24 protein-coding genes, 1 pseudogene and 1 riboswitch are annotated in these 25,517 nt (G+C 54.5%); of the genes and pseudogenes, 19 read left to right on the forward strand and 6 right to left on the reverse strand.

Translation table 11 applies throughout. The annotated features are described in order from the left end of the window. Window positions 1-73: 73 nt before the first annotated feature. A complete protein-coding gene (madM, locus tag ACI7RC_RS18640; protein ID WP_408109715.1) occupies window positions 74-838 on the reverse strand; it encodes a malonate transporter subunit MadM in 765 nt (254 codons plus the stop codon). A 2-nt stretch (window positions 839-840) separates the two neighbouring features. Continuing rightward, on the reverse strand, window positions 841-1,230 hold the full coding sequence (gene madL, locus ACI7RC_RS18645) for a malonate transporter subunit MadL (RefSeq protein WP_408109749.1): 390 nt from the start codon (window positions 1,228-1,230) through the stop codon (window positions 841-843). A gap of 246 nt (window positions 1,231-1,476) precedes the next feature. On the opposite strand from madL, the gene ACI7RC_RS18650 reads away from it, so the two are divergent. The 9 genes from ACI7RC_RS18650 (at window position 1,477) to ACI7RC_RS18690 (ending at window position 10,810) form a co-directional block, all read left to right on the forward strand. Beyond that, the gene (locus ACI7RC_RS18650) at window positions 1,477-2,154 is read left to right on the forward strand and encodes a GntR family transcriptional regulator (protein WP_408109716.1); all 678 of its coding nucleotides are present in this window, start codon (window positions 1,477-1,479) and stop codon (window positions 2,152-2,154) included. A gap of 40 nt (window positions 2,155-2,194) precedes the next feature. Beyond that, entirely contained in the window at window positions 2,195-3,127 is a 933-nt protein-coding gene (mdcH, locus tag ACI7RC_RS18655; protein WP_408109717.1) for a malonate decarboxylase subunit epsilon, read from the forward strand. A gap of 23 nt (window positions 3,128-3,150) precedes the next feature. Beyond that, a complete protein-coding gene (mdcA, locus tag ACI7RC_RS18660) occupies window positions 3,151-4,812 on the forward strand; it encodes a malonate decarboxylase subunit alpha (protein WP_408109718.1) in 1,662 nt (553 codons plus the stop codon). A 15-nt stretch (window positions 4,813-4,827) separates the two neighbouring features. Then, on the forward strand, window positions 4,828-5,718 hold the full coding sequence (locus tag ACI7RC_RS18665; protein WP_408109719.1) for a triphosphoribosyl-dephospho-CoA synthase: 891 nt from the start codon (window positions 4,828-4,830) through the stop codon (window positions 5,716-5,718). 23 nt (window positions 5,719-5,741) lie between these two features. Next, window positions 5,742-6,038 (forward strand): malonate decarboxylase subunit delta, encoded by a 297-nt coding sequence (locus tag ACI7RC_RS18670; protein WP_408109720.1) that lies wholly within the window; start codon window positions 5,742-5,744, stop codon window positions 6,036-6,038. After that, the gene (gene mdcD, locus ACI7RC_RS18675) at window positions 6,035-7,726 is read left to right on the forward strand and encodes a biotin-independent malonate decarboxylase subunit beta (RefSeq protein WP_408109721.1); all 1,692 of its coding nucleotides are present in this window, start codon (window positions 6,035-6,037) and stop codon (window positions 7,724-7,726) included. The genes ACI7RC_RS18670 and mdcD overlap by 4 nt, the downstream gene beginning before the upstream one ends. Beyond that, window positions 7,717-8,358: a malonate decarboxylase holo-ACP synthase gene (locus ACI7RC_RS18680; RefSeq protein WP_408109722.1), complete on the forward strand. Its 642-nt coding sequence runs from the start codon at window positions 7,717-7,719 to the stop codon at window positions 8,356-8,358. Before mdcD ends, ACI7RC_RS18680 begins: the two co-directional genes overlap by 10 nt. 430 nt (window positions 8,359-8,788) lie before the next feature. After that, entirely contained in the window at window positions 8,789-9,448 is a 660-nt protein-coding gene (locus tag ACI7RC_RS18685) for a GntR family transcriptional regulator (RefSeq protein WP_408109723.1), read from the forward strand. 24 nt (window positions 9,449-9,472) lie between these two features. Continuing rightward, on the forward strand, window positions 9,473-10,810 hold the full coding sequence (locus ACI7RC_RS18690) for a serine hydroxymethyltransferase (protein WP_408109724.1): 1,338 nt from the start codon (window positions 9,473-9,475) through the stop codon (window positions 10,808-10,810). Between the two features lie 139 nt (window positions 10,811-10,949). Here the strand turns inward: ACI7RC_RS18690 and ACI7RC_RS18695 are convergent, their stop codons facing one another. Continuing rightward, the gene (locus ACI7RC_RS18695) at window positions 10,950-12,554 is read right to left on the reverse strand and encodes a flavin monoamine oxidase family protein (protein WP_408109725.1); all 1,605 of its coding nucleotides are present in this window, start codon (window positions 12,552-12,554) and stop codon (window positions 10,950-10,952) included. A gap of 146 nt (window positions 12,555-12,700) precedes the next feature. Here ACI7RC_RS18695 and ACI7RC_RS18700 point away from each other — a divergent pair, with 146 nt between their 5' ends. Then, window positions 12,701-13,693 (forward strand): NAD(P)H-quinone oxidoreductase, encoded by a 993-nt coding sequence (locus ACI7RC_RS18700; protein WP_408109726.1) that lies wholly within the window; start codon window positions 12,701-12,703, stop codon window positions 13,691-13,693. Next, a pseudogene (locus ACI7RC_RS18705) lies at window positions 13,690-13,968 on the forward strand (2-thiouracil desulfurase family protein); the annotation flags it as partial. The gene ACI7RC_RS18700 and the pseudogene ACI7RC_RS18705, both read left to right, overlap by 4 nt. A 138-nt stretch (window positions 13,969-14,106) precedes the next feature. Here ACI7RC_RS18705 and ACI7RC_RS18710 read toward each other — a convergent pair. Then, window positions 14,107-14,691 carry a GbsR/MarR family transcriptional regulator gene (locus ACI7RC_RS18710; RefSeq protein ID WP_408109727.1) on the reverse strand — a complete coding sequence of 195 codons (585 nt, stop codon included), beginning with the start codon at window positions 14,689-14,691 and terminating at the stop codon, window positions 14,107-14,109. Window positions 14,692-14,932: 241 nt separating this feature from the next. Between ACI7RC_RS18710 and ACI7RC_RS18715 the strand changes: the two genes are divergently transcribed. The 5 genes from ACI7RC_RS18715 to ACI7RC_RS18735 all read left to right on the forward strand — a co-directional run bounded on the left by ACI7RC_RS18715 (window position 14,933) and on the right by ACI7RC_RS18735 (window position 20,559). After that, window positions 14,933-16,162 (forward strand): quaternary amine ABC transporter ATP-binding protein, encoded by a 1,230-nt coding sequence (locus ACI7RC_RS18715; RefSeq protein WP_408109728.1) that lies wholly within the window; start codon window positions 14,933-14,935, stop codon window positions 16,160-16,162. Beyond that, entirely contained in the window at window positions 16,155-16,991 is an 837-nt protein-coding gene (locus ACI7RC_RS18720) for an ABC transporter permease (protein WP_408109729.1), read from the forward strand. Before ACI7RC_RS18715 ends, ACI7RC_RS18720 begins: the two co-directional genes overlap by 8 nt. 16 nt (window positions 16,992-17,007) lie before the next feature. After that, the gene (locus ACI7RC_RS18725; protein WP_408109730.1) at window positions 17,008-17,937 is read left to right on the forward strand and encodes a glycine betaine ABC transporter substrate-binding protein; all 930 of its coding nucleotides are present in this window, start codon (window positions 17,008-17,010) and stop codon (window positions 17,935-17,937) included. A gap of 150 nt (window positions 17,938-18,087) precedes the next feature. Continuing rightward, window positions 18,088-19,089, forward strand: a complete 1,002-nt coding sequence (locus ACI7RC_RS18730) for a LacI family DNA-binding transcriptional regulator (protein ID WP_408109731.1) — start codon at window positions 18,088-18,090, stop codon at window positions 19,087-19,089. Between the two features lie 54 nt (window positions 19,090-19,143). Next, window positions 19,144-20,559, forward strand: a complete 1,416-nt coding sequence (locus ACI7RC_RS18735; protein WP_408109732.1) for an aldehyde dehydrogenase family protein — start codon at window positions 19,144-19,146, stop codon at window positions 20,557-20,559. A gap of 54 nt (window positions 20,560-20,613) precedes the next feature. Here ACI7RC_RS18735 and ACI7RC_RS18740 read toward each other — a convergent pair whose 3' ends face one another. Then, the gene (locus tag ACI7RC_RS18740; RefSeq protein ID WP_408109733.1) at window positions 20,614-21,345 is read right to left on the reverse strand and encodes a CAP domain-containing protein; all 732 of its coding nucleotides are present in this window, start codon (window positions 21,343-21,345) and stop codon (window positions 20,614-20,616) included. Window positions 21,346-21,349: 4 nt separating this feature from the next. Continuing rightward, window positions 21,350-21,515: riboswitch (cyclic di-AMP (ydaO/yuaA leader) on the reverse strand. A gap of 137 nt (window positions 21,516-21,652) precedes the next feature. Beyond that, window positions 21,653-22,081, reverse strand: a complete 429-nt coding sequence (locus tag ACI7RC_RS18745) for a hypothetical protein (protein WP_408109734.1) — start codon at window positions 22,079-22,081, stop codon at window positions 21,653-21,655. Window positions 22,082-22,473: 392 nt separating this feature from the next. On the opposite strand from ACI7RC_RS18745, the gene ACI7RC_RS18750 reads away from it, so the two are divergent. The 3 genes from ACI7RC_RS18750 (at window position 22,474) to ACI7RC_RS18760 (ending at window position 25,411) form a co-directional block, all read left to right on the forward strand. Beyond that, complete coding sequence (locus ACI7RC_RS18750; protein ID WP_408109750.1) at window positions 22,474-23,301, forward strand: M15 family metallopeptidase; 828 nt, start codon at window positions 22,474-22,476, stop codon at window positions 23,299-23,301. 288 nt (window positions 23,302-23,589) lie between these two features. Further along, a complete protein-coding gene (locus ACI7RC_RS18755; RefSeq protein WP_408109735.1) occupies window positions 23,590-24,387 on the forward strand; it encodes a sulfite exporter TauE/SafE family protein in 798 nt (265 codons plus the stop codon). 430 nt (window positions 24,388-24,817) lie between these two features. Then, the gene (locus ACI7RC_RS18760; protein ID WP_408109736.1) at window positions 24,818-25,411 is read left to right on the forward strand and encodes a hypothetical protein; all 594 of its coding nucleotides are present in this window, start codon (window positions 24,818-24,820) and stop codon (window positions 25,409-25,411) included. Window positions 25,412-25,517: the final 106 nt, after the last annotated feature.

Genomic DNA, 25,517 nt, shown 5'->3' on the forward strand with positions numbered 1-25,517 from the left:
CGACGCTCTGCGCCTGCTCTTTTGCAGGTGAACGTACGGCCGCCCGCACACAATAAAACGAGTAAGGATCCTCCTAGCCAAACAGGGACTTCGTCGCTAGAAACAACAGGGACGGGCACAAGAGGCAGCCAAGCCCCGTGTAAAAGGTTGCCGTCACAGCGCCATAGGGGACCAGCCTCGGGTCTGTTGCTGCCAATCCGCCCGCGACACCGCTTGTCGTACCCATCAAACCGCCGAACACGAGTGCAGTGCGGGGGTTGTCCAGCCCGATGTACTTGGCGACAAACGGCGTCCCGATCATCACTAATATCGATTTGACCAATCCGGCGGCAATGCTCAAGGCAACGACGTCCGAACTGGCCCCGACGGCCGCTCCAGTCACCGGTCCCACGATGTACGTGACGGCGCCGGCACCGATCGTCGTCAAGCTGACCGCATCGGTATATCCGAATGACAGCGCTATCAATACTCCGACTAAAAATGAGATGACAACGCCCAGAAACAGGGCGACAACCCCGCTTTCCCCGGCCTTTTTTACTTCTTCAAAGCTGGCGCCAAAAGCGGTTGCCACAATCGCAAAGTCGCGCAGCATCCCCCCGCCCATCAAACCGATCCCGGAAAAAAGGGAAAGGTCAGCAAGTCCTTTCTCGCCCCCTGTACTAATCCCGCCCAGGTATGCAAGAATGAGTCCAAATATGATGGCGATGGCGGAGCCGTGAATTCTTCCCTTGGTGAGTTTGCCGGATATCTGATAAGAGATGTACATCACGATCCCAATGAGCGCAAAAGCTGTGACGAGTCCATTTGTTTTAAAGATGGCAAGCAGCATGTCCTGCATGGTTATGCCTCCTCGACTTCATTCATAAACCCCTGTTTTGTCTGCCCGATCCGGCTCACGACCGGAACCAAGGCTGCACAGACGACGGTTGCGCCGACACCGGCCAGCAGTGCAACGGGCCCGCCTTTAACCGCCGCGACGACATTCTGCTGGGAAGCCATCGCGACGACGATCGGGATGTACATGGAACTCCAAAAAGACAGCCCTTCCTGTGACTTGATGTCCAGCTTATTCTTTTTTGTCAAATAATCGACGATCAACACCAACAGCAACATCGCGATGCCAACACCGCCGACATTGGCCTTCACCCCGACGAGCTTTCCCAGCAAATCACCTACGAAAACCCCGACCAGCATGCAAATGGAAAGCAGTGAAACCCCGTAAATAACCAACCGCAAACACCTCGCTCCAGCGTTTTTATTCGTAGATCGCAAGTAGAAACGTCTTGTTAATCTGTGAAAAGAGACGTTAATCTACTGTCGACATTATACTTAAGACAATAGTAGTGGTCTGTCCGAGAAAATGCAATTATTTTCTCAAAATATAAAAAATATTGAATGTACACATTTTACAGGTTATAATTTAACCGACAGTCGACAATTTTAATCTAGTTCACTTCACCAGAAGGAGGTATCGCAGTGAGTACTCTGGACTTGAGTAAAAACGCGCTTTCCAACAGAATTGCGGAACACATCACCGAACAGATCATTACCGGCGAATTAAAGCCAGGGGAAAAATTGATAGAGAATACGTATGCGGAAGAGTACGGCACGAGCAGAGCGCCGGTCAGGGAGGCTATTTTTCTGCTTTCGATCGAAGGCCTTGTCGAAAGAATCCCCAGAAAGGGGGCTGTCGTCAAAGGATATACCGAAGAGGAAATCTATGATCTGCTCGAAATCCGCACCATGCTGGAATCGTTGGCGATGAAGCGAATCGAAGAGCACGGTGTGGACGCCGAAGTGCTTGAAAAAATGGACGACATTCTCCTGGAAATGAAAGAGGAGAAAGAGATCAACAAGTACACGCAGTACAACTATGCATTTCACATGTGCTTGATTGAGATGAGTAAAAGCCAGGTGATCAAAAACGTCTATTCCCGACTGGAACTGCCTCTTCAGCGGGTTCAAAGCATATCGTTTGCGAATGAGGGAAAAATCGATAAGTCGGTTTCAGAACATTTGATTATTGTCCGGATGCTGAGAGCCGGCAAGATTGCCGAGGCGGCCCGCATCCTGAATAAACACAACAGCGATGTGATCGAGAGCATCCAGAGATCTTTGACGAAGAAAGCCTGGTCCGGCCATGTCCTGTACTAAGCCGTTTGCAAAAGAGACGGGCTATGCCTTTGGAGGGATTATGAGCGTCGTATTCACGTTTCCTGGCCAGGGTTCCCAAGAGCCTCATATGCTTCGCAGCCTGCCTCCCCATCCGGTGATTGCCGGGACGCTTCAAGAGGCGAGCGAGATCCTGGGCGAGGACCTGCTTTTATGGGACAGCGAGGATGCACTGAAGTCGACTGTCGCCGTTCAGGTCGCGCTGCTGGTCTCTGGAGTGGCTGCTGCCCGTGCGCTGCAGGCGGAAGGAGCGCATGTCGATTGGGCTGCAGGTCACTCAGTCGGAGCCTTTGGGGCCGCAGTCATCGCTGGTTCCCTTGCTTTTCCCACTGCGCTGACGTTGGTGAAATTGCGGGGGGAGCTGATGGAAAACGCCTTTCGGCAAGGGTATGGCATGGGGGTTGTTTTGGGCATCCAGCAGCAAAAGCTGCATGACATCGTTGCCAGGACTTTCTCCCGCGAAGACCCTGTCTATCTGGCCAACTACAACGCGCCCGATCAGATCGTGGTAGCCGGGTCTGTCCGGGGCGTAGACAGAGTGCTGGCAACCGCCCGGCAGGAAGGAGCTAGAAGGGCAGAACGTATTCAGGTGAACGTTCCCTCCCACTGCCCTTTGCTCGATCCCGTCGCGGACAAATTGGCAGAGGCGCTGAAAGAGGTACCATTGCGCAGGCCGGCGATCCCCTACGCCTCAAACCGTACGGGCCGTACCCTGCTGGACCCGGAAGCGATCAGGGAAGATTTGGCGTACGGCGTGTCCCGCCCGGTACGTTGGCATGAGGCTGCTTCGCTGCTGGTTGAACGGGGAGCCCGCTTGTTTATCGAAATGCCTCCCGGGCGCGTTTTGACCAACCTGGCGAAAACCGCTTTTCCTTCTATCCGCTCAGTCTCGGTAGCCGACAGCGGCCTTAAGACTTGCTGTATTCTGGCCAACCGGCACAAGGCAAACGATTAACAATGTGAAAGGAGAAGGATACTGTGCAGCGAGACAATCGAACTGTCACAAGTGAACGCTCATGGACCACCCGCCGCGATGCGAAAGCGGCACGGGTAGCCAAGCTGGAAGGCATCGCCAGCGGGCGGGTCATCCCGACCGAAAGCATCGTCGAGGCGCTGGAAGCGCTGATCGCCCCGGGAGATCGGGTGGTGCTGGAGGGAAACAACCAGAAGCAGGCCTCGTTTCTGTCCAAAGCGTTGGCCCAGGTTGACCCCGCAAAAGTCAACAATTTGCACATGATTATGTCCAGCATCTCCCGGCCGGAGCATTTGGACATTTTCGAACAGGGCATCGCAAGAAAAATTGATTTTTCCTACGCCGGTCCGCAAAGCCTGCGCATCGCGCAAATGCTGGAGGACGGCAAGCTGACGATGGGAGAAATACATACCTATCTCGAATTGTACGGAAGGCTGTTTATCGACCTGATCCCCTCGGTCGCCTTGGTCGCTGCAGATAAGGCGGACCGGTCGGGCAATCTGTACACAGGAGCCAATACGGAGGAAACGCCTACTTTGGTTGAAGCCGCTGCCTTTCGAGATGGCATCGTGATCGCGCAGGTCAACGAATTGGCAGAAGAGCTTCCCCGCGTGGACATACCCGGCTCATGGATTGATTTTGTCGTAGTGGCCGACAAGCCTTACCAGCTGGAGGCGCTGTTTACCAGAGACCCGCGCCACATCACCGAAATTCAGGTACTGATGGCGATGATGACGATTCGCGGCATTTACGAGCGCCACAATGTCCAGTCGCTGAACCATGGCATTGGCTATAATACAGCGGCGATCGAGCTCTTGCTTCCGACATACGGAGAATCTTTAGGATTAAAAGGGAAAATATGCAAACACTGGGCGCTCAACCCTCATCCTACCCTCATCCCGGCGATTGAAAGCGGCTGGGTCGAAAGCGTCCACTGTTTTGGCGGGGAGGTCGGGATGGAGAGGTATGTCGCGGCCCGGCCCGATGTCTTTTTTACCGGCCGCGACGGCAGCTTGCGTTCCAACCGGGCGCTCTGCCAGGTCGCCGGACAGTACGCAGTCGACCTGTTCATCGGCTCGACCCTGCAGATGGATCGGGACGGTAATTCCTCGACCGTGACGAGCGGCAGGCTGGCCGGTTTTGGCGGAGCACCCAATATGGGACACGATCCCCGCGGCCGCCGTCACTCTACTCCCGCCTGGTTAAACATGATCACCTCGGACAACCCGCTGGAGCGGGGGAGAAAGCTCGTCGTGCAGATGGTGGAGACTTTTCAGACAGGGAATTGCCCCGTATTCGTGGAGGAGCTGGACGCGGTTCAGGTAGGCCGCACCGCACATTTGGCAACCGCTCCGGTGATGATCTACGGAGAGGACGTCACCCACGTCGTGACAGAGGAAGGGATCGCCTATTTGTACATGGCAAGCAGCATGGAGGAACGCCGAAGAGCGATTGCGGCGATCGCCGGCGTAACGCCGATCGGGATGGAGCATGACCCAAGAGAGACAGAGCGGCTGCGCAGGGAGGGAATCATCGCCCTGCCGGAGGATTTGGGAGTCCGCCGGACAGATGCCAAGCGCTCGCTGCTTGCCGCAAAGAGTGTAGAAGAGCTGGTCGAGTGGTCAGGGGGACTGTATCAGCCGCCGCTCAAATTCCGGAGCTGGTAAAGGGAGGGATGCGAAGTGGTTTGGACGAATGCCGCACAGTGCGGTGAATACCTTGCCAGTCAGGCCGTCGCCGCTCTCCTGGAGGAAGCCCGGCTCACGCCGAAACCCGGGCTCGTAGATGAAGAGAGTACGGGAGCCCACGACGACCTCAACATCGAACTGATGATCCGTTCGGCGACCGCCCTGGAGGAAACGTTTGCCGAGATCGGTTTTACAGCTTACCGCCGGCTTCCATCCCAATTGCTGCGCGAAGAGATCGCCGAGATTGGCCGCCAGGGGGAGAAGGTCATGCTCACGGCGACCGGCGGCTCGAATACCCATAAGGGTGCGATCTGGGCGATTGGGCTGTTGACGGCTGCCGCCGCGATGCTTGACCCGGGTGCGTCACCATTCGAGATCGCCTCCACTGCAGGAAAGCTCGCCTGTTATCCCGATCGGTATGCTCCCAGGCAATCTTCAAACGGCTCACGCGTACAGCGCCGCTATGGGGTGGAAGGCGCGAGGGGGGAGGCCCAGCAAGGGTTTCCCCATGTGATCCGCATCGCCCTGCCGACTTTGTACCAAGCGCGGCGGCACGGCGTATCGGAGAAGCTGGCCAAGCTGGATGCGCTGGTCGCGCTGATCGCCAATCTGGATGACACGTGCCTGCTGCATCGCGGCGGGATGGAGGCGCTGTTGGCTGCAAAAGAAAAGGCAAACATGATACGGGCCACGGGCGGCGTGTCGACTCGCATCGGTTGGAAATTGCTTCGGGAGCTGGACGAAGATCTGTTGGTCCGCCATGCTTCCCCCGGGGGCAGCGCTGATCTGCTGGCTGCCGCACTTTTTCTCGACCGGCTGCATGCTGGCGGAAGCGGCGGCCCGGTCATCCTGAAGCGAAACGAAGCGTATGCAAGGCAAGTATAACGCGATGTACGGAGGTGTTGAGAATGGAGACCTTCACGTTCGAATTCCCCGCGACCAAGCAGCTGCAGGGGCGGGCCCATGTAGGTGTGGTTGGCTCCGGTGATTTGGAGATCCTGCTCGAACCGTCGGCCGAGCCCCGCACGCGTGTCGTGATCCGGACCGGTTGTACCGGATTTCAAGAAAAGTGGCGGTTGGTACTGGAGCGTTTTTTGGTGGCGAATGACGTGGCGGCAGATATCCAGGTGAACGATTTTGGCGCGACCCCAGGGGTTGTGACGTTGAGGCTGGCGCAGGCATTGGAGGTGAGCCAGGGCAGATGAGACGCAGGGAAAGCTTTGTCGAGCTGGATGCGCGAGAACGCGCGCGAGCGGTGCTGGATGAAGGCAGCTTCCGCGAGCTTCTCGGTCCCTTTGACCGGATGGAATCGCCCCATTTAGAGACCCAGGGAATCGTCCCGCAGAGTGATGACGGAGTAGTCGTAGCGCGGGGAAAAATCGCCGGACAGCCCGCTGTGGTCATTTCGATTGAAGGCAAGTTTCAGGGAGGCGGCATCGGGGAGGTAGCCGGGGCCAAAATCGCCGGAGCGCTGGAGCTGGCGCAAAAAGACAACGAAAACGGGGTGAGTACGCGTCCCGTCCTCCTGTTTGATACCGGCGGGGTGCGGCTGCAGGAGGCCAATTACGGACTTTTGTCGATTGCCGAGATCCAGGCGGCGATTGTCGCCCTGCGCAGGCATGTCCCGGTCGTTGGCGTCATCCCGGGGAAGATCGGATCTTTTGGCGGGATGTCGATTACCGCCGGCTTATTAAGCGCCCTGATAATGACGCGCGAAGGCAGGCTTGGCTTAAACGGACCAGAGGTGATCGAACAGGAAGCGGGGATCGAAGAATTTGATTCTGCAGACCGGCAGTTGATCTGGAACACCATCGGCGGTGCGCAGCGCGTCACCACAGGATTTGCCGATGAACTGGCGGCAGATGATGTCACAGCTATTGCCGAAGCGATCCAGGCGGTTTTTGCCAAGGGAGTCAGGGAAACGCCGCGAAGTTCCCAAGTGGGGCTGTACCGCTCTCTCTTGCAAGCCGTGGATCCTGCACAGCCGCTTCATCCGGAGAGATTTCGGGAAATATGGCAGGAAAGGCAGGACGCAGGTGAAAAGACTTCCCGCAAAGCTGCTGAGCGCGATTACGGAAACAAGCCACCTAGCAGAGGGAGAACCTGGTTTCACATGCTGACCGGCGGGTGCGAGCCAATTGGCGGAGATGTCCCGTCCGTCTTGTGTGCCGATGGATCATTGGGAGGAGAACGGGTCCGCTATATCGCAGTGGTTCCTGACCCAGACAGCCGCTTTCCCCGGGCGCGTCAGGGAGAAGTCGGCCTGGAAGAAGGCTGGGCCATCGCTGAATACATCCGCCAAGCGATCGAGGCCGACCGAGCGGGAGAGCGCCGCGCGATTGTAGCCATCGTCGATGTGCCCAGCCAGGCCTATGGCTATCGCGAAGAACTGCTGGGGATTCACCTTTCGTGCGCAGCAGCAGTCGACGCGTATGCGACTGCCAGAGAGCTCGGGCATCCGGTCATCACCCTGATCGTCGGCCATGCCATCTCGGGGGCCTTCCTGTCCCACGGTATGCAAGCAAACCGGATCTTGGCCTTGGATGACGAACGGGTCAACGTGCATGTCATGTCCAAGCAGTCGGCTGCGAGGATTACTCGCCGCTCCGTGGCGGAACTGGAGGAAGCGACGAAGAAGGTGCCGGCGATGGCCTACGACATCCGTTCCTTCGCGACGCTCGGAGCGCTGGACGAGCTGATCAGCGGCGTCAATGCCGATACACCGGGAGACGAGGACTTCGCCCTGGTGCGGGATAAAATAGCCGGGGCGGTCGACAGCGCCCGTCATGCTCCCCGTGATCTGCTCGTACGGCTGTCTTCAGAGGCTGCTCTGCAGGGCGGTCGTACCGCTTCCATACAAGTGCGCAGAATGCTGGCTGAACAGTGGAGGTAAGGGCGCATGATCTGCTGCAGTTCCGGGGTGCTGAGGATATAATCGCATCCCGGCCACTGCCCAATTGGGTCGTCGAAGCGGTGAAGCTCGCTCCCTTTGCCGTCGTCAGGCGGGCTCCCGTCGATCAGGACAACATCCCTGTAGGCATCCGCGGTCCAGCCCGGAATCAGCGGTTTGCGGCGTTCCTCCCGCGCTCAGCAGTAATCAGGCACATCGCGCCGGAACAGCTGGCCCGGCAGCAGGGGTGGAAACAATGCCTGCGCGGCAAACAAGTCAAGGCCCTGCAAGCACTCGATTTTGTCGATGAGACTTGCCGGATCCATCAGCTTTTATGGGGGCCTGCGGGAAGCGTCGGCTTTGAACTTGCCAGTGGATGGCCTGTGGTCACGGCCGAGAGTGACGTGGATGTAGTGATTCGCGCTCCGCTGTTTTTGCCAGCCTGGCGGGCCAGACAAATCGCCGATGACTTTTCACGCGCTCCGGTGAGGATTGACGTACAGATCGAGACGCCAAGGGGTGCTGTTTCCTTAATCGAGTATGCACGAGGGTCCATGCCGATTTTGCTGCGGACGTTGGCGGGGCCGGTGCTCGCGGACAATCCATGGGAGCATCATGAGAATCATTCCGAATGATAGGAACGGAACAGAGAGCCTCGGGATACGGGATATCCACGAAGCTCTTTTTTTTCAGTTTCTGGGCTTTTGGTGAAGCCGCGTCCCCTTGTTGATGCGCAAAATCCATTTCCCTAATAATGTTCGGATGGCCTTGGCGTAAATTGGGATAAGTCGTAAATACCCATATCAGACAGGAACATGGAGTCACTTCCTTTTTTTCGTCTTCGTAATAGGTCGATGGGCGTCGATACAGGATATTCGTATAGGGAGCAATAGGTACGTCAATGTGTACGCCCGAAAACAGCAGGGTATCGTCAGTCGGCTGGAGTGCGTTCGCCACGTATAAAAGCGAAGAGAGCGGGAGCTTCGCAGAGATCTGTTATCTAACAGATCTAATTTTTCAGAATAATCCGTTGACAGGTCATCTGATATCCAATATATTGGTTTTATGAAAGCAAATTCAATCAAGCCGATTGCCCGTCCCACCCTTCGGGAACAGGTATACCACCAGTTAAAGACGGCGATCATCACCCTTGAGTTGGAACCCGGCCAGCGAGTGAAAGACAGTGAGCTGGCGGACCGCTTCGGGGTGAGCCGAACGCCGGTGCGGGAAGCGTTGAAACGGCTGGAAGACGAGGGACTGGTGGAAACCGCTCCCGGTTCTCTGACCCGGGTAACACAGTTATATGAAGAGGAGGCGAAGCATGCATTCACCGTTGTTGCCATCCTGCACGCCCTGGCAGCACGGCTGGCGACACCATTGTTGGAGCAGGCCGACATCTTGCTGATGGAGCACTGTAATGCGGAGCTGGAACAGGCGCTTGCGGCGAAAGACATCGTTGGAGCAGTGGAAGCAGATGACCAGTTTCACGACATCGCTGTACAAAAGACAGGGAACCGGGAGATCGTCCTGGCACTGGAGCGGGTTTTGCCTAAAATCAGGCGCCTGGAATTCGGAAAATTCGGAACCTTCGAAGGCAGCACATCTGTTGAACAGCACCGGGAGATCTTGCGGGCGATCAAGAGCGGCGAGAGTAAAAAAGCGTCGGATCTGGTGGAAGAGAACTGGCTTAGTCTCGGCAGGTTGTTGACAGGAGGAAGAATCTGATAAAAAATGGAAAGGGGTTACGAGATGAATCCGATGACAAAACAGGTTGAGGTTCACGATCCGGGCATCCTGCAGTGGGCCCGGGAGATCATCGAGCAGTGCCCTTCGCCTCGCTTGATGCAGCAGGAGGTCATAAACGCCGTTAACAGAAACGCGCTTTGGCGCGGCGAGGAGTGCCTGAATCTGCTGGCACCGGAGGCGCCCACCAGTCCCACCGTCCGCCGTCTGCTTTCTGCGGAAGTAGGCATCCGGGCGGCCGAAGGAAACATCGGACCGGAACAAAGGTGGTTCGCAGGAACGCGCTACATCGATGAGATCGAAGCCCTGTGTGTGGAACTGCTGAAAAAAGTCTTCCGGACAAACTACGCCGACCATCGCCTGGTGGCCAGTATGATCGGCAACATGACCGTGTATGCGGCGATGACAGAGCCGGGAGACAACATCATGAGTCTCACCCAGCCGTTTGGCGGACACTCGAGCAATCGCATGGACGGGCCTGCCGGCATCCGCGGGCTTAAGATCTGGGACGTCCCGATGGACCTGGTCGAACTGGAAGTGGACCTGGAGGCCTTCTCAGAAATCGCCCGCAAAGTACAGCCAAAACTGGTCACACTGGGCGCTTCCATGACGCTGTTCCCCTTCCCGCTGAAGGAGATGGCGCAGGTCGTAGCCGAATGGGGCGGAAAAATCGTGTTTGACGGCGCCCATCAGCTTGGCCTGATCGGCGGCGGCCAGTTCCAGGATCCGCTGGGCGAAGGGGCCGTCGTGATGATCGGTTCGGCCGGCAAGACCTTCAGCGGGCCGCAGAGCGGGATCATCGTCTGGAACGATCCGGCCTTGACCAAGCCGATTACCGATACGATTTTCCCTGCACTGGCCGCAACCCATCAGGTCAACCGCGTTGCCGCGCTGGCCGCTGCCGCTGCGGAGTTTCTGGCCTTCGGTAAGGAGTACATGGCACAGATCGTCGCCAACGCGCAGGCGCTCGGCAAAGCGCTGCACGATCGGGGTATTCCTGTTCTCGGGGCACATAAAGGCTTTACGCGTACCCATCAAGTCATTCTCGACGTGAAAGCGTTCGGCGGCGGCTACCAGGTGGCGACTCGTTTGGCCAAGGCCAATATCATTACAAACAAGAACCTGATTCCGGGCGATCGTCCGGAAGATTGGGACCATCCCAGCGGCCTGCGGATGGGAACGACGGAAGTGACCAGGCTCGGCATGAAGGAAGCGGAGATGGAAGTGATCGCCGACTTGATCGCCCGTGTACTGGCGAACAAAGAGCAGCCGGAAGTCCTTAAACCCCGGGTGATGGAATTGAGGTCGTCGTTCCGCAAAGTGCATTACTGTTTCGATGAGTAAAATGAACGTAACCAACTGTTCACCGGCAAAGTGACAAGGATCACTGTCCCGCCCGGGCGATTCCTGTAGAGTGAGAAAAGACCACCTTACGCGGCACATGCTGGTGCAGTCCGAAAGGTGGTCTTTGGCGTTAGACAGCTTACCTGCTGCCAACCGCCGCTTTTAATTTGCTGAGCAGTTCCCGGGCAGTGCGTTCCCCCGTTTCCACCGCGCCGTTCAAATACCCTTGATAGTCGATGGAAGTGTGTTCGCCTGCGAAATGGCAATCACCCTCCGATTCTCCTTCGATGCCGGCAAACTTGGTGTATTGGCCGACGCGGTAATACGAATAGGAACCTTGTGTCCAACGGTATCCCGTCCAGTAGTCCAGGGTTGCTTTTCCGTTCCACTTGGCGGTCAAACCGGGCAGCACCGGCTCGATTTGCCCGAGAAACTCTTTGGCTCGGGACTGTGCATCCCCCCGGTTGAAGCTCTTCCCGACATCGCCTCCGGTGAAATCGACGAGAATGCCGGACTTGCCGGGCTGGGCCCGCGTCACGTCCCAGGTGTTCTGGTAGCCCGTATCCGAGTAAGTCAGGCCGTTGCAGCGGAGTGCCTCCCAGTGGCGGTCGGTAAACTGGACAGCCAGCTTGGTATTGGTGCCCATGCCGTATTCCTGGATGGCTGTCAGCTTCAATGGACGAAATCCGGCTTTGCCGATGTCCAAATGGCGGAGGATGGAGAAGGGGATGGCGAGCACCACCAGATCGGCCGTCACGTCTTTGGTTCCGCTTCCCTTGTCAAAGGAGAGTCTGTACGTACCGTCAGAGTTCTTTCGGATCGCTGCCAGCGGCGAGCCAGTGTGGATCTGACCCTTTACTTTCTCTGCCAAGCGGGCAGGCACTTGATCGTTCCCGCCGCGGATGTGGTACCGTTCATCGGATTCGCCGAACAGCTCAAAGCGGTTCTTTTCGGAGTCGCCGAGCAGATACAACAGATTGAGTGCGCTTTGGTCGCTGGATTCACCGCCGTACTCGATGTTGTACGCCACGTCCAGCAGCTTGCCGAATTGGGATTTGCTGCCACCGGGAACGCTCTCGTCGATCCAGTCGAGTATCGACATGTGATCCAGTTGGTACCCGCGAGGCGTGTAGCTGTTATACAAGGTCGGGTAGTCAGCGGCCTCCACGTCCGCTTGCAGCTTGTCCCAAATTTCCCTGAACATTTGGGCGGCTTTACGGAAGGGATATGTCGTCTGATTAAAGTAGAAGAAGGGCTCATGGTTGTTTTTTTCCGCCGCCAGCAGATCGTCGAGCTCAAGTCCCAGCTCCGCGGCCAACTCGATGAGCTCGGTGTGGCCCGTATCGATCAGCTCACCGCCGTGTTCGGCGACTTGTCCGTCGGAAAAATAATCCCTGATGCTCCAGCAGCGGCCTCCAACACGGTTGGATGCTTCATAGAGCTGAGCGGTATACCCGGCTTGCTTTAGCCGGTAGGTGCACACAAGGCCAGCCAACCCTGCGCCCACGACCACGATCCGCGGCGCGGTCGCGGCATTCACGCTCTGGGAACCAAGGCTCCAGATCGTCGGCGGTACGGCCAGTGCCGCCGCTGCCAGCAGGGAGTGCTGCAAAAACTCTCTTCTAGAGATGCCTTTTTCCAGTCGCTCGGCGATGACCTGGTCAATCTCGACGTTTCGGGCAGACGCTTCTTTGGCAATGGATGCTGCTACCTTTAATTGCCGCATGTAAGGCGTTCGAGACATTCTATCAAGCTCCTTATCAGAATAGTATAATAATTATGACTATTATAATCCGCTTTATTGATTTTTTCCACTATGCGGCGCTGCTTGCAGGTTTTCTTTTATCATGTAAGATAAAACTATTGAAGAAAGAAGAGGAGGCGGGCTGGATGAAAGCGGTCTTGGTAGATCAAGAAAGCAAGCGTTTATACATTGGCGAATGGGAAGAGCCGGCAATGTCGGCCGATGATTTATTGGTCAAAGTGGAGGCCACGGCGTTGAATCGGGCTGATCTCGCGCAAAGACGGGGCAGCTATCCGCCGCCCCCGGGAGCTTCTCCGATCCTGGGCCTGGAGATAGCGGGGGTCGTTGAACAGGTTGGCGCGAACGTCTCCGGATGGCAGCCTGGCGACCGGGTGTTCGCGCTGCTGCCGGGGGGCGGCTATGCGGAGCGGGTAAGCATACCGGCGGCAATGGCAATGAGAATTCCTGAAGGCATGTCGTTTGAACAGGCGGCTGCGATTCCGGAAGTATTTTTGACTGCCTATCTGAACCTGTTTTTGCTTGGAGGACTCAAAGCCGGCGAGACCGTGCTGATACACGCCGGGGCGAGCGGTGTCGGCACTGCCGCGATTCAACTGGCACGGGAAGCGGGGGCGACATCGATCGTGACGGCGGGCAGTGAGGAGAAGCGGAATGCTTGCCTGGAATTGGGCGCCAGCCTCGCCATTGACTATAAGCGGGGGCCGTTCGCGCCGCCGGTGAGAGAAGCCACTGAGGGCAAAGGGGTAAACCTGATTATCGATCTGGTAGGCGCATCTCACCTGGAGCAGAACGTCGAATCGCTGGCGCTGGAGGGGAGATTGATCCTGATCGGCCTGGTCGGAGGAAGCAAAGCAGAGAATTTCAATCTCTCTACCGTCTTGATGCGGCGCCTGCGGATCATCGGCAGTACCCTGCGCTCGCTGCCGCTCGCCAGGAAAATCGAGCTGACGGAGCAGTTCTCGGCCTTTGCGCTGCCCCGTTTCACGGACGGGCGGCTGAAGCCGATCATCGACTCTGTCTGGGAGATGGCAGAGGTAAATGAAGCCCATCAATACATGGAGAAAAACCGGAACACCGGAAAAATCATTCTGCGGGTCGGGGCGGTGAGCCGTTCATGATCCTGGTCAGTTCGTGTTTAGCCGGGGTGGAATGCCGCTACAACGGCACACACAGCCAGGTGGAGAAAATCCGTGATCTGGTGAAGCAAGATCAAGCGATGATGGTGTGTCCAGAGCTGCTCGGCGGGTTTGTAACGCCGCGCGAACACGCCGAGATCGTAGGCGGAACAGGTGATGACGTGCTGGCGGGACGGGCCAGGGTGATTGCGAGATCAAGCGAGGACGTGACCGGTATGTACCTGGAGGGAGCCTATAAAACCTTGGAGCTTGCCGAGGTGTTGTAAACCATTTCCGTTCATAACAGCGAATAACGACACAAAAATGGAGTGCCAAACTGATCGCCAGTTTGCACTCCTTTTCTTATATCCATCGTCATGCTGCACCTTTTCATGACCGTGAGGGGGATTCCTGTGTCAATCTTCCGGTTTGGACTCTCTTTTTGGCACAAATTGAAAGATTTCTTCCGATTCGAAGGAATCGATCAGACGGGACAGCCAATCGTAGTAATCGAGTGCGTCACGGATAATCGCCAGATCGTTTTCAATAGAATTCTTGAGTGAATCTGAGAGATTGTGCTGACTTTTTTCCAGCAGATGGGTCAGATCGTACCGGGTTTTATTCAACGCGTGGGTATTTAAATCAACGGCTTTCCGCCATTTCAGCGCGAAGAAGTCGATGAAGCTCTGGTACCAGTCCTGTTCTACCTCGTAATGGTCCTTTCTCATCCCCTTGGCCCAGACCTTGTTCACCATCTTTAAGTCCATCAAGGTGCGAACGCCAGTGCTCATGCTCGTCTTGCTCATCCCGAGAGCCTCTACCATTTCGTCAAGAGTCATCGGTTTTCCATTGAACAGCAAAGTACCATATAGATAGCCATTCGATAGGGAAATTCCGTACAACTCCATGTTGTTCGCTAGAGTCTCTACGACGCGCTGACGGGCTTTCCTTTGAATTTCCTCAGCTTGACTGTCGTTATTTGCTAGATAGTTCGCATTCATATGAGACAAACAGTCCTCCCAGAAATAATCACTGATTCGATTTTAGTTATTTTTATAAAAAAAGTAAATGAGCAATCTTGTATAGGAAATCAGAGTTATACTGAGTATACGGTAAGAAAAGTTGGTACAGTTTTTTCTGTACAAAAATTACGGGGAAATATGAAGGATTAGCAACTTTGTGGAAAAAATCGCGAATCGGTACAATAAATACAGACAAAAAAACTAGCGGAGAGGTGATGGGATGGAAAAAATTCGCGTAGAGAACCTTACGAAGATCTTTGGTCGCGTTCCTCATAAAGCGATGGAGCAATTGGCAAAAGGTTGGTCGAAACAACAGATTTTGAAAGAGACTGGCTGCACTGTCGGGGTGAATAACGTCAGCTTCGAGGTGAAGACAGGAGAAATCTTTGTGATCATGGGATTGTCCGGAAGCGGTAAATCGACGATTATCCGCTTGCTCAACCGGTTGATCGAACCGACTGCCGGCAAAATTCTCATCGACGGCGAGGACATCGTTCAAATGAATGGAGAAAAACTGCGGGAAGTACGCAGGAAAAAACTGGGTATGGTCTTCCAGCGTTTTGCGCTGTTCCCCCACCGTACCGTCCGTGAAAACGTCGAGTACGGACTGGAAGTGCAGGGAATCGCCAAATCGGAGCGCCGCCAGAAGGCCATAGACGCGCTTTCGCTCGTCGATTTGAGCGGTTGGGAAGACCGTTATCCCGACCAACTGAGCGGCGGGATGCAGCAGCGCGTCGGTTTGGCCAGAGCGCTCGCCAGCAATCCCGACGTCCTGCTGATGGACGAAGCCTTCAGCGCGTTAGACCCGTTGATCCGCAAGGACATGCAGGATGAGCTGTTGGAACTGCAGGAAAAGATGCAAAAGACGATCATCTTTATCACCCACGATCTGGATGAGGCGCTGAAAATCGGCGACCGGATCGCGTTGATCAAAGACGGGGCGATCGTCCAGATCGGTACGCCGGAAGAAATCATGACCAATCCGGCCAATGATTACGTCGAGAAGTTTGTGGAAGGCGTAGACCGCTCCAAAGTATTGACGGCCGGGCACGTGATGAAGCGGGCCGAGACGATTACGCTGGACAAAGGGCCGCGCGTCGCCCTGCAGATGATGAGAGACCGCGGCGTCTCCAGTCTGTACGTCGTAGACAAGAAGAAGTCTCTGCTTGGCGTCATTACCGCTGACAAGGTCGTTGAAGCGACGAAACAGGGCGACCAAACGCTGGAGCAGATCATGGAAACCACGATTCCTTCCGTTGCTCCGGAAACGCTGTTGAACCAGATGTTTGACCTGATCGCTTTTTCTCAGGTACCGATCGCAGTGGTGAGCGAACAGAAGAGATTGCTCGGCGTCGTCGTCAGAGGTGCTGTGCTAAGCGGACTGGCCGGCAAGGTGAACGACGTGGCGGCAACCGCGGCTGGAGATGGGCAGGTGGAAGTACATGGGTAATTTGCTGCCGAAGCTGCCTCTAGCGCAGTGGGTTGAGGCTTTTGTTGACTATTTGGAAGCGACATTAGGATTCGTGTTTGACGGCATAACGGTTGCCATTGGTGCCGTCGTCAATTCAATTTCCTTCGTTTTAAATATATTTCCGTCCTGGCTGCTGATTATCCTGATCGCACTGCTCGCCTGGAGAAGAAAAAATGTAGGATTAGCCATCTTTACATTTATAGGTCTTTTTCTGATCGATAATCTCGGTTACTGGACCAATACGATAGAGACCTTGTCGCTGGTGCTGACAGCGGCGCTTATTTCAGTAGTGATAGGGGTTCCGGTAGGGATCTGGTGTTCGAGAAAAGACATCGTGCAAAATATCGTTACACCGTGTCTGGACTTCATGCAGACTATGCCTGCCTTCGTCTACCTGATTCCGTCCATCTTCTTCTTCGGATTGGGCAAGGTTCCGGGTGTGATCGCTTCCGTCATCTTCGCGATGCCGCCGACGATCCGCTTGACGAACCTGGCGATCCGGCAGGTACCGGCCGAATTGGTCGAGGCGGCGGACGCCTTTGGTTCCACACCGCTGCAAAAACTGTGGAAGGTACAGCTGCCGATCGCCAAAACGACGATTATGGCCGGGATCAACCAGAGCATTATGCTGGCGCTTTCGATGGTGGTAATCGCCTCCATGATCGGGGCCAAGGGCCTGGGTGCCGATGTATACCGCGCTGTGACGCAGATAAAAATCGGAGTTGGTTTTGAGGCCGGAATTGCGATCGTCATCTTGGCGATTGTCCTGGACCGGCTTACTCAAAATAAAAAGAAAAGAAACAATTAGGGGGAGGAATAGTACGATGAAACAACTGGTAAAACGGGGCGCCGCGGCGCTGTTGGCTTCAGTCTTGCTGTTGGGGGGCTGTTCATCCGCGTCCAACCAACCGGCGAATGATCCAGAAAAATCCGGGGGAGCGAACAGCGGCGCGTCGGCATCAGTCGGCGAGCAAGTCGGCTATAAAATCATCGGGATCGACCCGGGTGCCGGCCTGATGACGGCTACGGAAAAAGCGATCCAGGAATACGGATTGGACAAATGGGAGCTGGTGGAAGGCTCCAGTGCCGCCATGACAGCGGCGCTCAAAGACGCTTACAATAAGAAGAAACCGATCATCATCACCGGCTGGTCGCCGCATTGGATGTTCTCGAAATTCGATCTGAAGTACCTGGATGACCCCAAAGGGGTGTACGGGGCAGCTGAGCAAATCCATACGATTGTACGCAAAGGGCTGAAAGAGGACCAGCCGAGCGCTTATGCTTTCCTGGATAACTTCAACTGGAAGCCAAGCGATATGGAAGATGTCATGCTGGAGATTGAAAATGGAAAAGACCCCGAACAGGCTGCAGCAGAATGGGTGAAGAGCCATGAAGAGCAGGTAAACAAATGGGTCGAGGGGATCCAACCGGTCTCTGGCCAAAAGGTGACCTTGGCTTACGTCGCTTGGGACTCGGAGATCGCCAGCACCAATGTTGTCGCGGAAGTATTGAAGCAAAAGCTGGGCTATGACGTTGAATTGAGCCAGGTGGAAGCCGGCCCGATGTGGGCAGGCGTCGCCAATGGCGATGTAGACGGGATGGTAGCGGCATGGCTGCCGACCACCCACCAAGAGTACGTAAAGCAGCTGGAAGGCAAGTTTGAGGACCTGGGAGTCAACCTCGACGGAACCAAATTAGGGTTGGTCGTCCCTTCCTATATGGATGTCAACTCTATTGAAGATTTGAAGAAGTAATGAAAACAACACAGAGAGTGTCGCTATCGTCTTGGCGGCACTCTTTCTTTCTTCCATTGACAGCGAACAGTGGCGGTGCTATATTCGTGTTATCAATGAATACGTATACATGATCGCTCCAGATCGTTCATACAAAGGTGGATGGCCAGGATGGTGACATCGAAAGACGTTGCGAAACACGCCGGCGTATCGCAGGCAACCGTCTCGCGGGTACTCAACGGATACCCCGGGATCAAGCAGGAGACGAAGGACAAAGTGATGCAGGCGATGGCCGAGCTGCATTACCGGCCCAATTTTATCGCCCGCAGCCTGGTGATGAATCAGACGCGCAACATCGCGCTCCTATCCGGTACGCTGAAGAACCACTTTTTTGTCGAAACGACGGACAATATCGTCCGGCTAGCCGCGGAAAAGGGGTATAGCGTGATGGTGCACTTCGAACATATGGGGGATAATCTGAGTCTGTTTGAAACGATCAGCCGCTATAAGCCGGACGGAATCATCCTGTCTACGATCCAACTGGACGATCCGCTGTTACCACAGCTTGAAGAGGCGAATATTCCCTACATGATGTTCAACCGCCGCCCTAGAACCGGCGGAAATTACGTCGTCATAGACAACCGGCTGGCCGGAGAGCTGAATACGCGGCATTTGATCGAATACGGCCACAAACGCATTGCTTTCCTGTCTGGACACCTCAATGTCTCGACGTTTTTTGAACGGAAGGAAGGATATGAAGCGACGCTGAAAAAATACGGCCTGCAGCCCGACCCGCAGCTGATGGTGATGACTAACGGCACCCCGCAGGAAATAGAGGTTGCCGCAGTCAGGCTGATGCAGCTGTCTTCGCCGCCGACAGCGATCATCTGTGCGACAGATGCGATGGCCCTGACATGCATGGATGTGCTGATCCGGATGGGCAAACGAATTCCCGAGGACGTCAGCATCTGCGGCGTCGACGATATCGATATTGCTTCCCATCAGTCGATCCGCCTGACGACCGTCGGTAACTACAAGCAGCAGATGGGGGTGCTGGCAATTGAGATGCTGATGAACCTGATTGAAGCCGAGGAGGAGGCGCTGCAGCCGATTCAGATCGTGCTTCGCCCGGAGCTGATCGTTCGCGAAACTACCGGTGCTTGCCCGCCGTAGCAGGCAAGTACAGGCAATAATGAATACGTATACATCAAAAAGGAGGCAGATGTCATGAATAAGGATCTCTTTATCAATGGCCGCTATGTGCCTGCGAAGCAAACCTATGAACTCTACAATCCGTACAACAATCAACGCCTTGGATCGATCGCCAATGCCGACGAAGCAGAGATGCTGGCGGCGATTGAGGCGGCGGATGCCGCTTTTGCCGAGATGAAGACACTTCCTGCCCATCGGCGCTCTGCTATCTTGAACCGCGCCGCTCAGCTGATGGAAGAGCGGACGGAGGAGTTGGCCAGGATCATCGCACAGGAAGCGGGAAAACCGATCAAAGCGGCCCGGGCGGAAGTGGGCCGTTCCGTTCAGACGATCCGCTTTTCTGCCGAGGGTGCCAAGTGGATGAACGGTGAGTCCATTCCGATGGATGCAGCGATCGGCGGAGAAGGGCGGCTTGCCTTTTCCGTGAACGAACCCCTGGGTGTGGTCGCTGCGATTACCCCGTTCAACTTTCCGCTCAATCTGGTCACCCACAAGGTGGGACCGGCGCTCGCTGTCGGCAATACGGTCGTATTGAAGCCGGCAGAGCAGACGCCGCTTTCTTCCTATGTACTCGCCGAGATCCTTGCAGAAGCAGGCCTGCCAGCCGGTGCGCTCAACGTCGTGTCTGGCGAAGGAGCAGTCCTGGGTCCGGTCCTGACAGCAGATGAACGGATCAAAAAACTCTCCTTTACCGGCAGTCCCGAAGTCGGGAAACTGCTTCGCGCCCAATCCGGCTTGAAGAAACTCACGCTTGAGCTGGGCTCCAACTCCGCGTTGATCGTCGATGAGAACTGCGATCTGGAGCGCTGTGTGGCTCGTGCCGTGGAAGGGGCGTTTTCGTACGCCGGACAAGTCTGCATTCACACGCAGCGGATCTACGTCCATCAGAACGTGTACGACAGCTTTACAGCAGAATTTCGCAAGCGGATGGAACAGCTCCGCACAGGAGACCCGCTGGATGAAAATACGGATGTGTCCGCCGTTATCAACGAGCGCTCCCGCAAGCGGATTCTTGAATGGATTGAGGAAGCCAGGCGCATGGGAGCGGTGGTTTACGGAGGGGAGACGGACGGCAGCGTGATTCGCCCCGCCCTGATCCTGAACGCCGATCCGAGCAGCCGCGTGGTATGTCAGGAGGTGTTTGGACCTGTCGTCGTCATCGACCGGGTAACGTCTATGGAGGAGGCGGTCGAGAAGACCAATGCGTCCCGATTTGGATTGAACGCAGGCGTTTTCACCCGGGATATTCAGGCGGCGTTCGCCGCTGCCCGGAAGCTGGAAGTGGGACAAGTGCTGATCAATGAGATCCCGACGTTTCGGGTGGATCACATGCCCTACGGCGGCGTCAAAGACTCGGGTTTGGGGCGCGAAGGCGTGAAGTACGCGATGCAGGAAATGTCCGAGAGCAAATTGATCGTCGTCACGCTGTAGGCAAACACAAACAAGGCGAGCACCGGTGCCCGCCTTGTTTTTTTCACGTCATGTTTAGTTTCCGATAAACTCTTGTACCCAATAGCCGTTGTAATAGGCAATACCGATGGTGTCAAAGTTCGAGTTCATGATGTTTGCCCGATGGCCCTCGCTGTTCATCCACTGCTGCATGACTTCTTGCGGACTGCGTTGACCCATTGCGATGTTTTCTCCCATGGTCATGTATTGGATGCCGCTTTGGCTGATCATGTCAGATGGAGAGCCCAAGGTCGGACTGATGTGGTCAAAGTAATGGTTATTCTCCATGTCGACGGCTTTTTTCATCGCGACGGAAGACAGCTGCTCGTCCAACTTCAGCGGCTGAAGACCCGCTTTTTGGCGTTCTTGGTTGACGAGTGAAAATACTTCTTTGGCGTAGTTGTCGACATTTCCTTGTGAGGCATCAGGGGTTTTGGCTACAGGTGCTTTGGCAGGCTGGCTTGGTGTATTTGCCGGCTGTTGTGTTGGAGCTTGTACCGGTTGACTGTAGTTTGTTGCAGGCTGGTGCCATTTGTTGGCGGGTTGGAAGAAATACTGCTGCTGTTGTTGTGGAATGTTATGATTTTGCTGAGGGTAGATCACCCATTGTTGTTGGAATTGCGGATAGACATACATCATCTGCTGTTGTGCCGGATCGTTGGCTGCCTGCTGCGGACAAGTTGCAGCGAATGCAGAAGTAGAAATGCCGGCTACGGCAACTCCGAGAACAATGGCGAGAAGGGACTTTCTGGCTGAAAATTTTTTCATCGTATCGTCTCCTTTTTTTTGCCCTACGAGGTTAGTTGTCGGATTCGGATTGAGGATACAACCCTACGCTTGCAAAGCGATTCACCCCATACAGAAAGCCAAAAAGGCCTTTCTGTCGAAAAGCGTCCCCCGCACTTCGATGTATTTTGAAGTTTCGGCATCTACAAGGATAACAGAGAATGCGAATTGATGAAATTATTGAATGTTGGTATATCTGCTAACAAACGCCAATTTTATGTAAAAAGCCCGAAACAACCAAGTTTCGAGCGTGGCCGGGCCCCATTTTCCGTACACCCGGAACGATTTGTCATTTTTTGTTCCAGCCGCAGTGTCTGCGGCAGTAACGGCAGGCTGAGTTGTTGCCGGTCGTCATGCATCTGGTGCAGTTGGCGCAGCATGGGTCGCAAACGGAAAAGGGTTGAACAAATGGTGGTATGAACGGGGGTCTTGCAAAAGGACTGACGACCGGGGGCTTCGCAAAAGGACTGACGACTGGCGGTGTCGGAAAGGGCTTCACAGCTTGAAAAGGACTGACAACCGGCGGGCAATACGGTTTGGCCGCGTGGTATGGACTCACAACGGGCGGGCAATACGGTCTGGTCGTCTGAAATGGACTGACAACCGGCGGACAAGGTTTTCCAAAGTAAGGGCTGACAGCCTGCGGGCCGTAATAAGGCGAAAATGAACTGACCATCCGGACTTTAGCCTTCTTGTCGGCTTTGCGTCTGCTTCTCATCAAATATCTCCCCTCTGTGAGAATGTACCATAGTATATGCACAATATTTTGGGATGAATGGACGTTTGCTTACCGGTAGACGTCTAGTTTTTAGGTGAGTGATGGGAAAAGTTGCTAAATGAATGTCTTTACATAAAAAGACAAATGCCGAACGTTCCCGCTTGTCATCCTGTGCAATCAGAGACAAAACGAAAAAAGCGGAAGCGGATGAACTAATCGATAAAAAATCTGGTAATATCGCAGAGGATGAGTGTATGATGGAAAATACGGACAAACCGGAGCAAAAAGTTCCCGGCACCGGCCAAAAGCAGGCGCAGCAAAGAGAGCTGACACAGCGGCTAAGCCTTGCAATATCCATGTACACCAAGCGTTTTAAGGAGGATTTATTCAACATGAAGAAGATCATGACGGCAATGGTATTCAGCAGTGTCCTGTTTCTCGCAGCATTGACAGGCTGTGAAGATCAACAACAAGACCCGACACCTTCGCAGACCGTCTCCCCTTCCCAAGAACAACAACCCACTGTCCCTCCGGACGAAAAAACGGCTGGCAACCCCGAATCGCAAAATTCCCAGGAGAGCACTCCGGTTCAAGAAACATCCGGTACCATCGATGGCCTTAAAGTAGTTGCCAACCCTGACAGCGTCACTGTCCTGGTAGACAAGCAGTATGCTCTGCCAAAAAATTATGAGCCGCAAGATTTGGTCTACCCAAATGTGCCGTTTATTTTCCAAGAGAAAATCGAAAAACGGAAACTGCGCAAGGAAGCCGCAGATGCGCTGGAGAAACTGTTTGACGGCGCAAAGAAAGACGGTATCTCGCTCGCCGGAGTCTCCGGATACCGCTCCTATGACCGGCAGACAAAACTATTTGAAAGCTATGTGCAGCGGGATGGCGAGGCGGCTGCCAAAATGTACAGCGCAGTTCCCGGCACCAGCGAGCATCAGACAGGGCTGGCCATCGATGTATCCGGCATTGACGGCAAATGCGCCGCGGAGAGCTGCTTCGCCGGGACGCCCGAGGCTGATTGGCTTGCCAAACATGCACCGGAATACGGCTTTATCGTTCGCTATCCGGAAGACAAGGTGGAGATCACCGGCTACGAATATGAACCCTGGCACATCCGCTATGTAGGTGTCCAGCTTGCCAAGGAGTTGGCTGAAAAAGGACAGTGCTTGGAGGAGTACTACAATGCGGTCCCTGTATCTGGGGCAAAATGACTGCCCCTGACAAAAATTTCCTGAGATGAGTCAGAGCACTATTTTTTATAGACAATTCGCACCCCTAGATGGCAGTACGTTTCTTCGGTATAATGGCCGTGGGGGCAAGCCTTGGTATAACAGAGGCTGCCGTGTTGGCTCTGCAGGATTTCATTGCATATAGGGCAATGTTCAAGCTTGAACTTTCGAAGCAGTTTCAGCATAAAAACACCTCGATTAAAAGGATAGGAGCAAAGGATTGCGTTATCTCCTGCGGGCAAAAAAGCAGGTTTGGAAAGAAGGGATTTTGTGGGCCTGGGGCATCATCTGGTTCTGTTCTTCATCGGCCTGATCGGATCGTTTTTTTCGGGAATGCTCGGCATTGGCGGAGCAGTCATTAATTTTCCTCTGTTATTGTATGTGCCCGACTGGTTTGGTGTCGGCCATTTCACGGCGAAGGAAGTATCTTCTATCAGCATGTTCCAAGTTTTTTTTGCGTCGTTGTCGGGGGTACTCGCCTACCGCATGCAAAGGAAACACGAACCATCTTATATACATAAAGGGCTTGTTCTGACCATGGGAAGCAGTATTCTCGTCGGCAGCTTGATTGGAGCAGCGGGCTCCAAATACATGCCCAGCGAAACGATCAATCTCATTTACGGGATCGTCGCAGTCGCGGCCGTGATCCTGATGCTCATCCCCAATCGGGGAAAGCGGGAAGAACTGGATGCAGAACAACTTGTCTACCCCAAGCCGGTGGCTGCCCTGTCAGCCGGTTTGGTAGGGCTTGTCTCCGGGACGGTCGGAGCAGGCGGGGCGTTTATCCTGATCCCGATCATGCTGACCCTTCTGAAAATACCTACGCGCATCACCATCGCCTCTTCTCTGGCGATCGTCTTCATCTCCGCAATAGGGGGCGTTACCGGCAAATTGGCGGCCGGTCCCATCCCGTTTTGGGCCACCTTTTTCACAGTGTTGGGCAGCGTGTCGGGCGCTCCGCTGGGATCGTTCGTCGGCAGCAAGGTAAACGGGAAATACTTGCGGATCATCCTGACCGTATTTATTACAGCAACGGCGGTCAAAGTATGGTTTGACATCCTGACATGAGAAAAGCGGAAAAAATGAACGGCAAAAGCTTCCGGCTAAGCGGCAATTTTTGCCGCTTTTTTTATGCCCTCCTTTGCTGTCGATGGGATGTTTGCGATTGGCATCATTCTTGCTTGTCTTTCTTTGCATTGCTTCTTTACGAAAGCGCTACCAAAGACATAAGGGGGAAAAAGATGATGCGAATTGGAGGAGTCAACGGCATATCGACCTGAACAGCTCATGGAGGGGACTTCCGCTCGCGCTGCACCCGGGTGCCGAGCGACACTACAGAGAGTACCGGGAGTAGAGAAAAAAACAGGAGGGGACGAAACGACTTCTGCGATAGAAGCCAAATGAAACATTTGCCAAGGATTGCGCGTCATAACATAAAAACAAGGCATCAGGGTGGGAAGGGACAGCCAGAAGTTCAACCAATATTAGGAGGAATTGCATGGGAGAGACAATCGTATCGCTTGCTTTAGCTGCCATCATGTTGATGCCATTTGGTTTTGGTGAATCAGTTCAAGTTGCTTATGCCAACTCCAGTCTATCTCATGAGGAACACGCCAATAATATTCACAATACAACCACCAGTTTGACAAACGAGCAGGCAGCGATGATTTTCGCGAAGATAAAAAGTCACATCCTAACAAAATACGCTGGTATTTATTCGTTCGATCATTTCTCCGTTGAGTTTGTGAATGAAAAGATGGAAAACGGCAAAATTTCAATTGACGTCAATGTTGATGTCGACATGACTTTAATACGACACCCTGCGGATAGCCCATATGTAAAAGAGATGCAAGCAGCCTTGTCTGCATCTGGCAGTGCAAAGGAAAAAGAGATGGGACAGCGTGAAATCGATGCCTTTCTTAAAGAAGTAGAACCTTACTATCATACCCCGTCTCCATCTGCCTTTCTTTACAGAATTGAATTGGCAAACCCAAGCGGTACCGCAAAATCATTGAGTAACGATGTTCCATTTACCTTGTATTATCGTGAGGACATCACCACCGAAGAAACGATATTGACGCCGGTCTCATAATGAAAGCGGCTCTGTGAAGGAGCCGCTTTGCTTACTATTTTAATCAAGGAAACGGGGACTTCCGATAAGAGGTCCCTATTCTTATCTACCCTTTACACATTTGGTC

The organism is Brevibacillus sp. B_LB10_24, assembly GCF_046036945.1.
Classification (GTDB): Bacteria; Bacillota; Bacilli; order Brevibacillales; family Brevibacillaceae; genus Brevibacillus_C.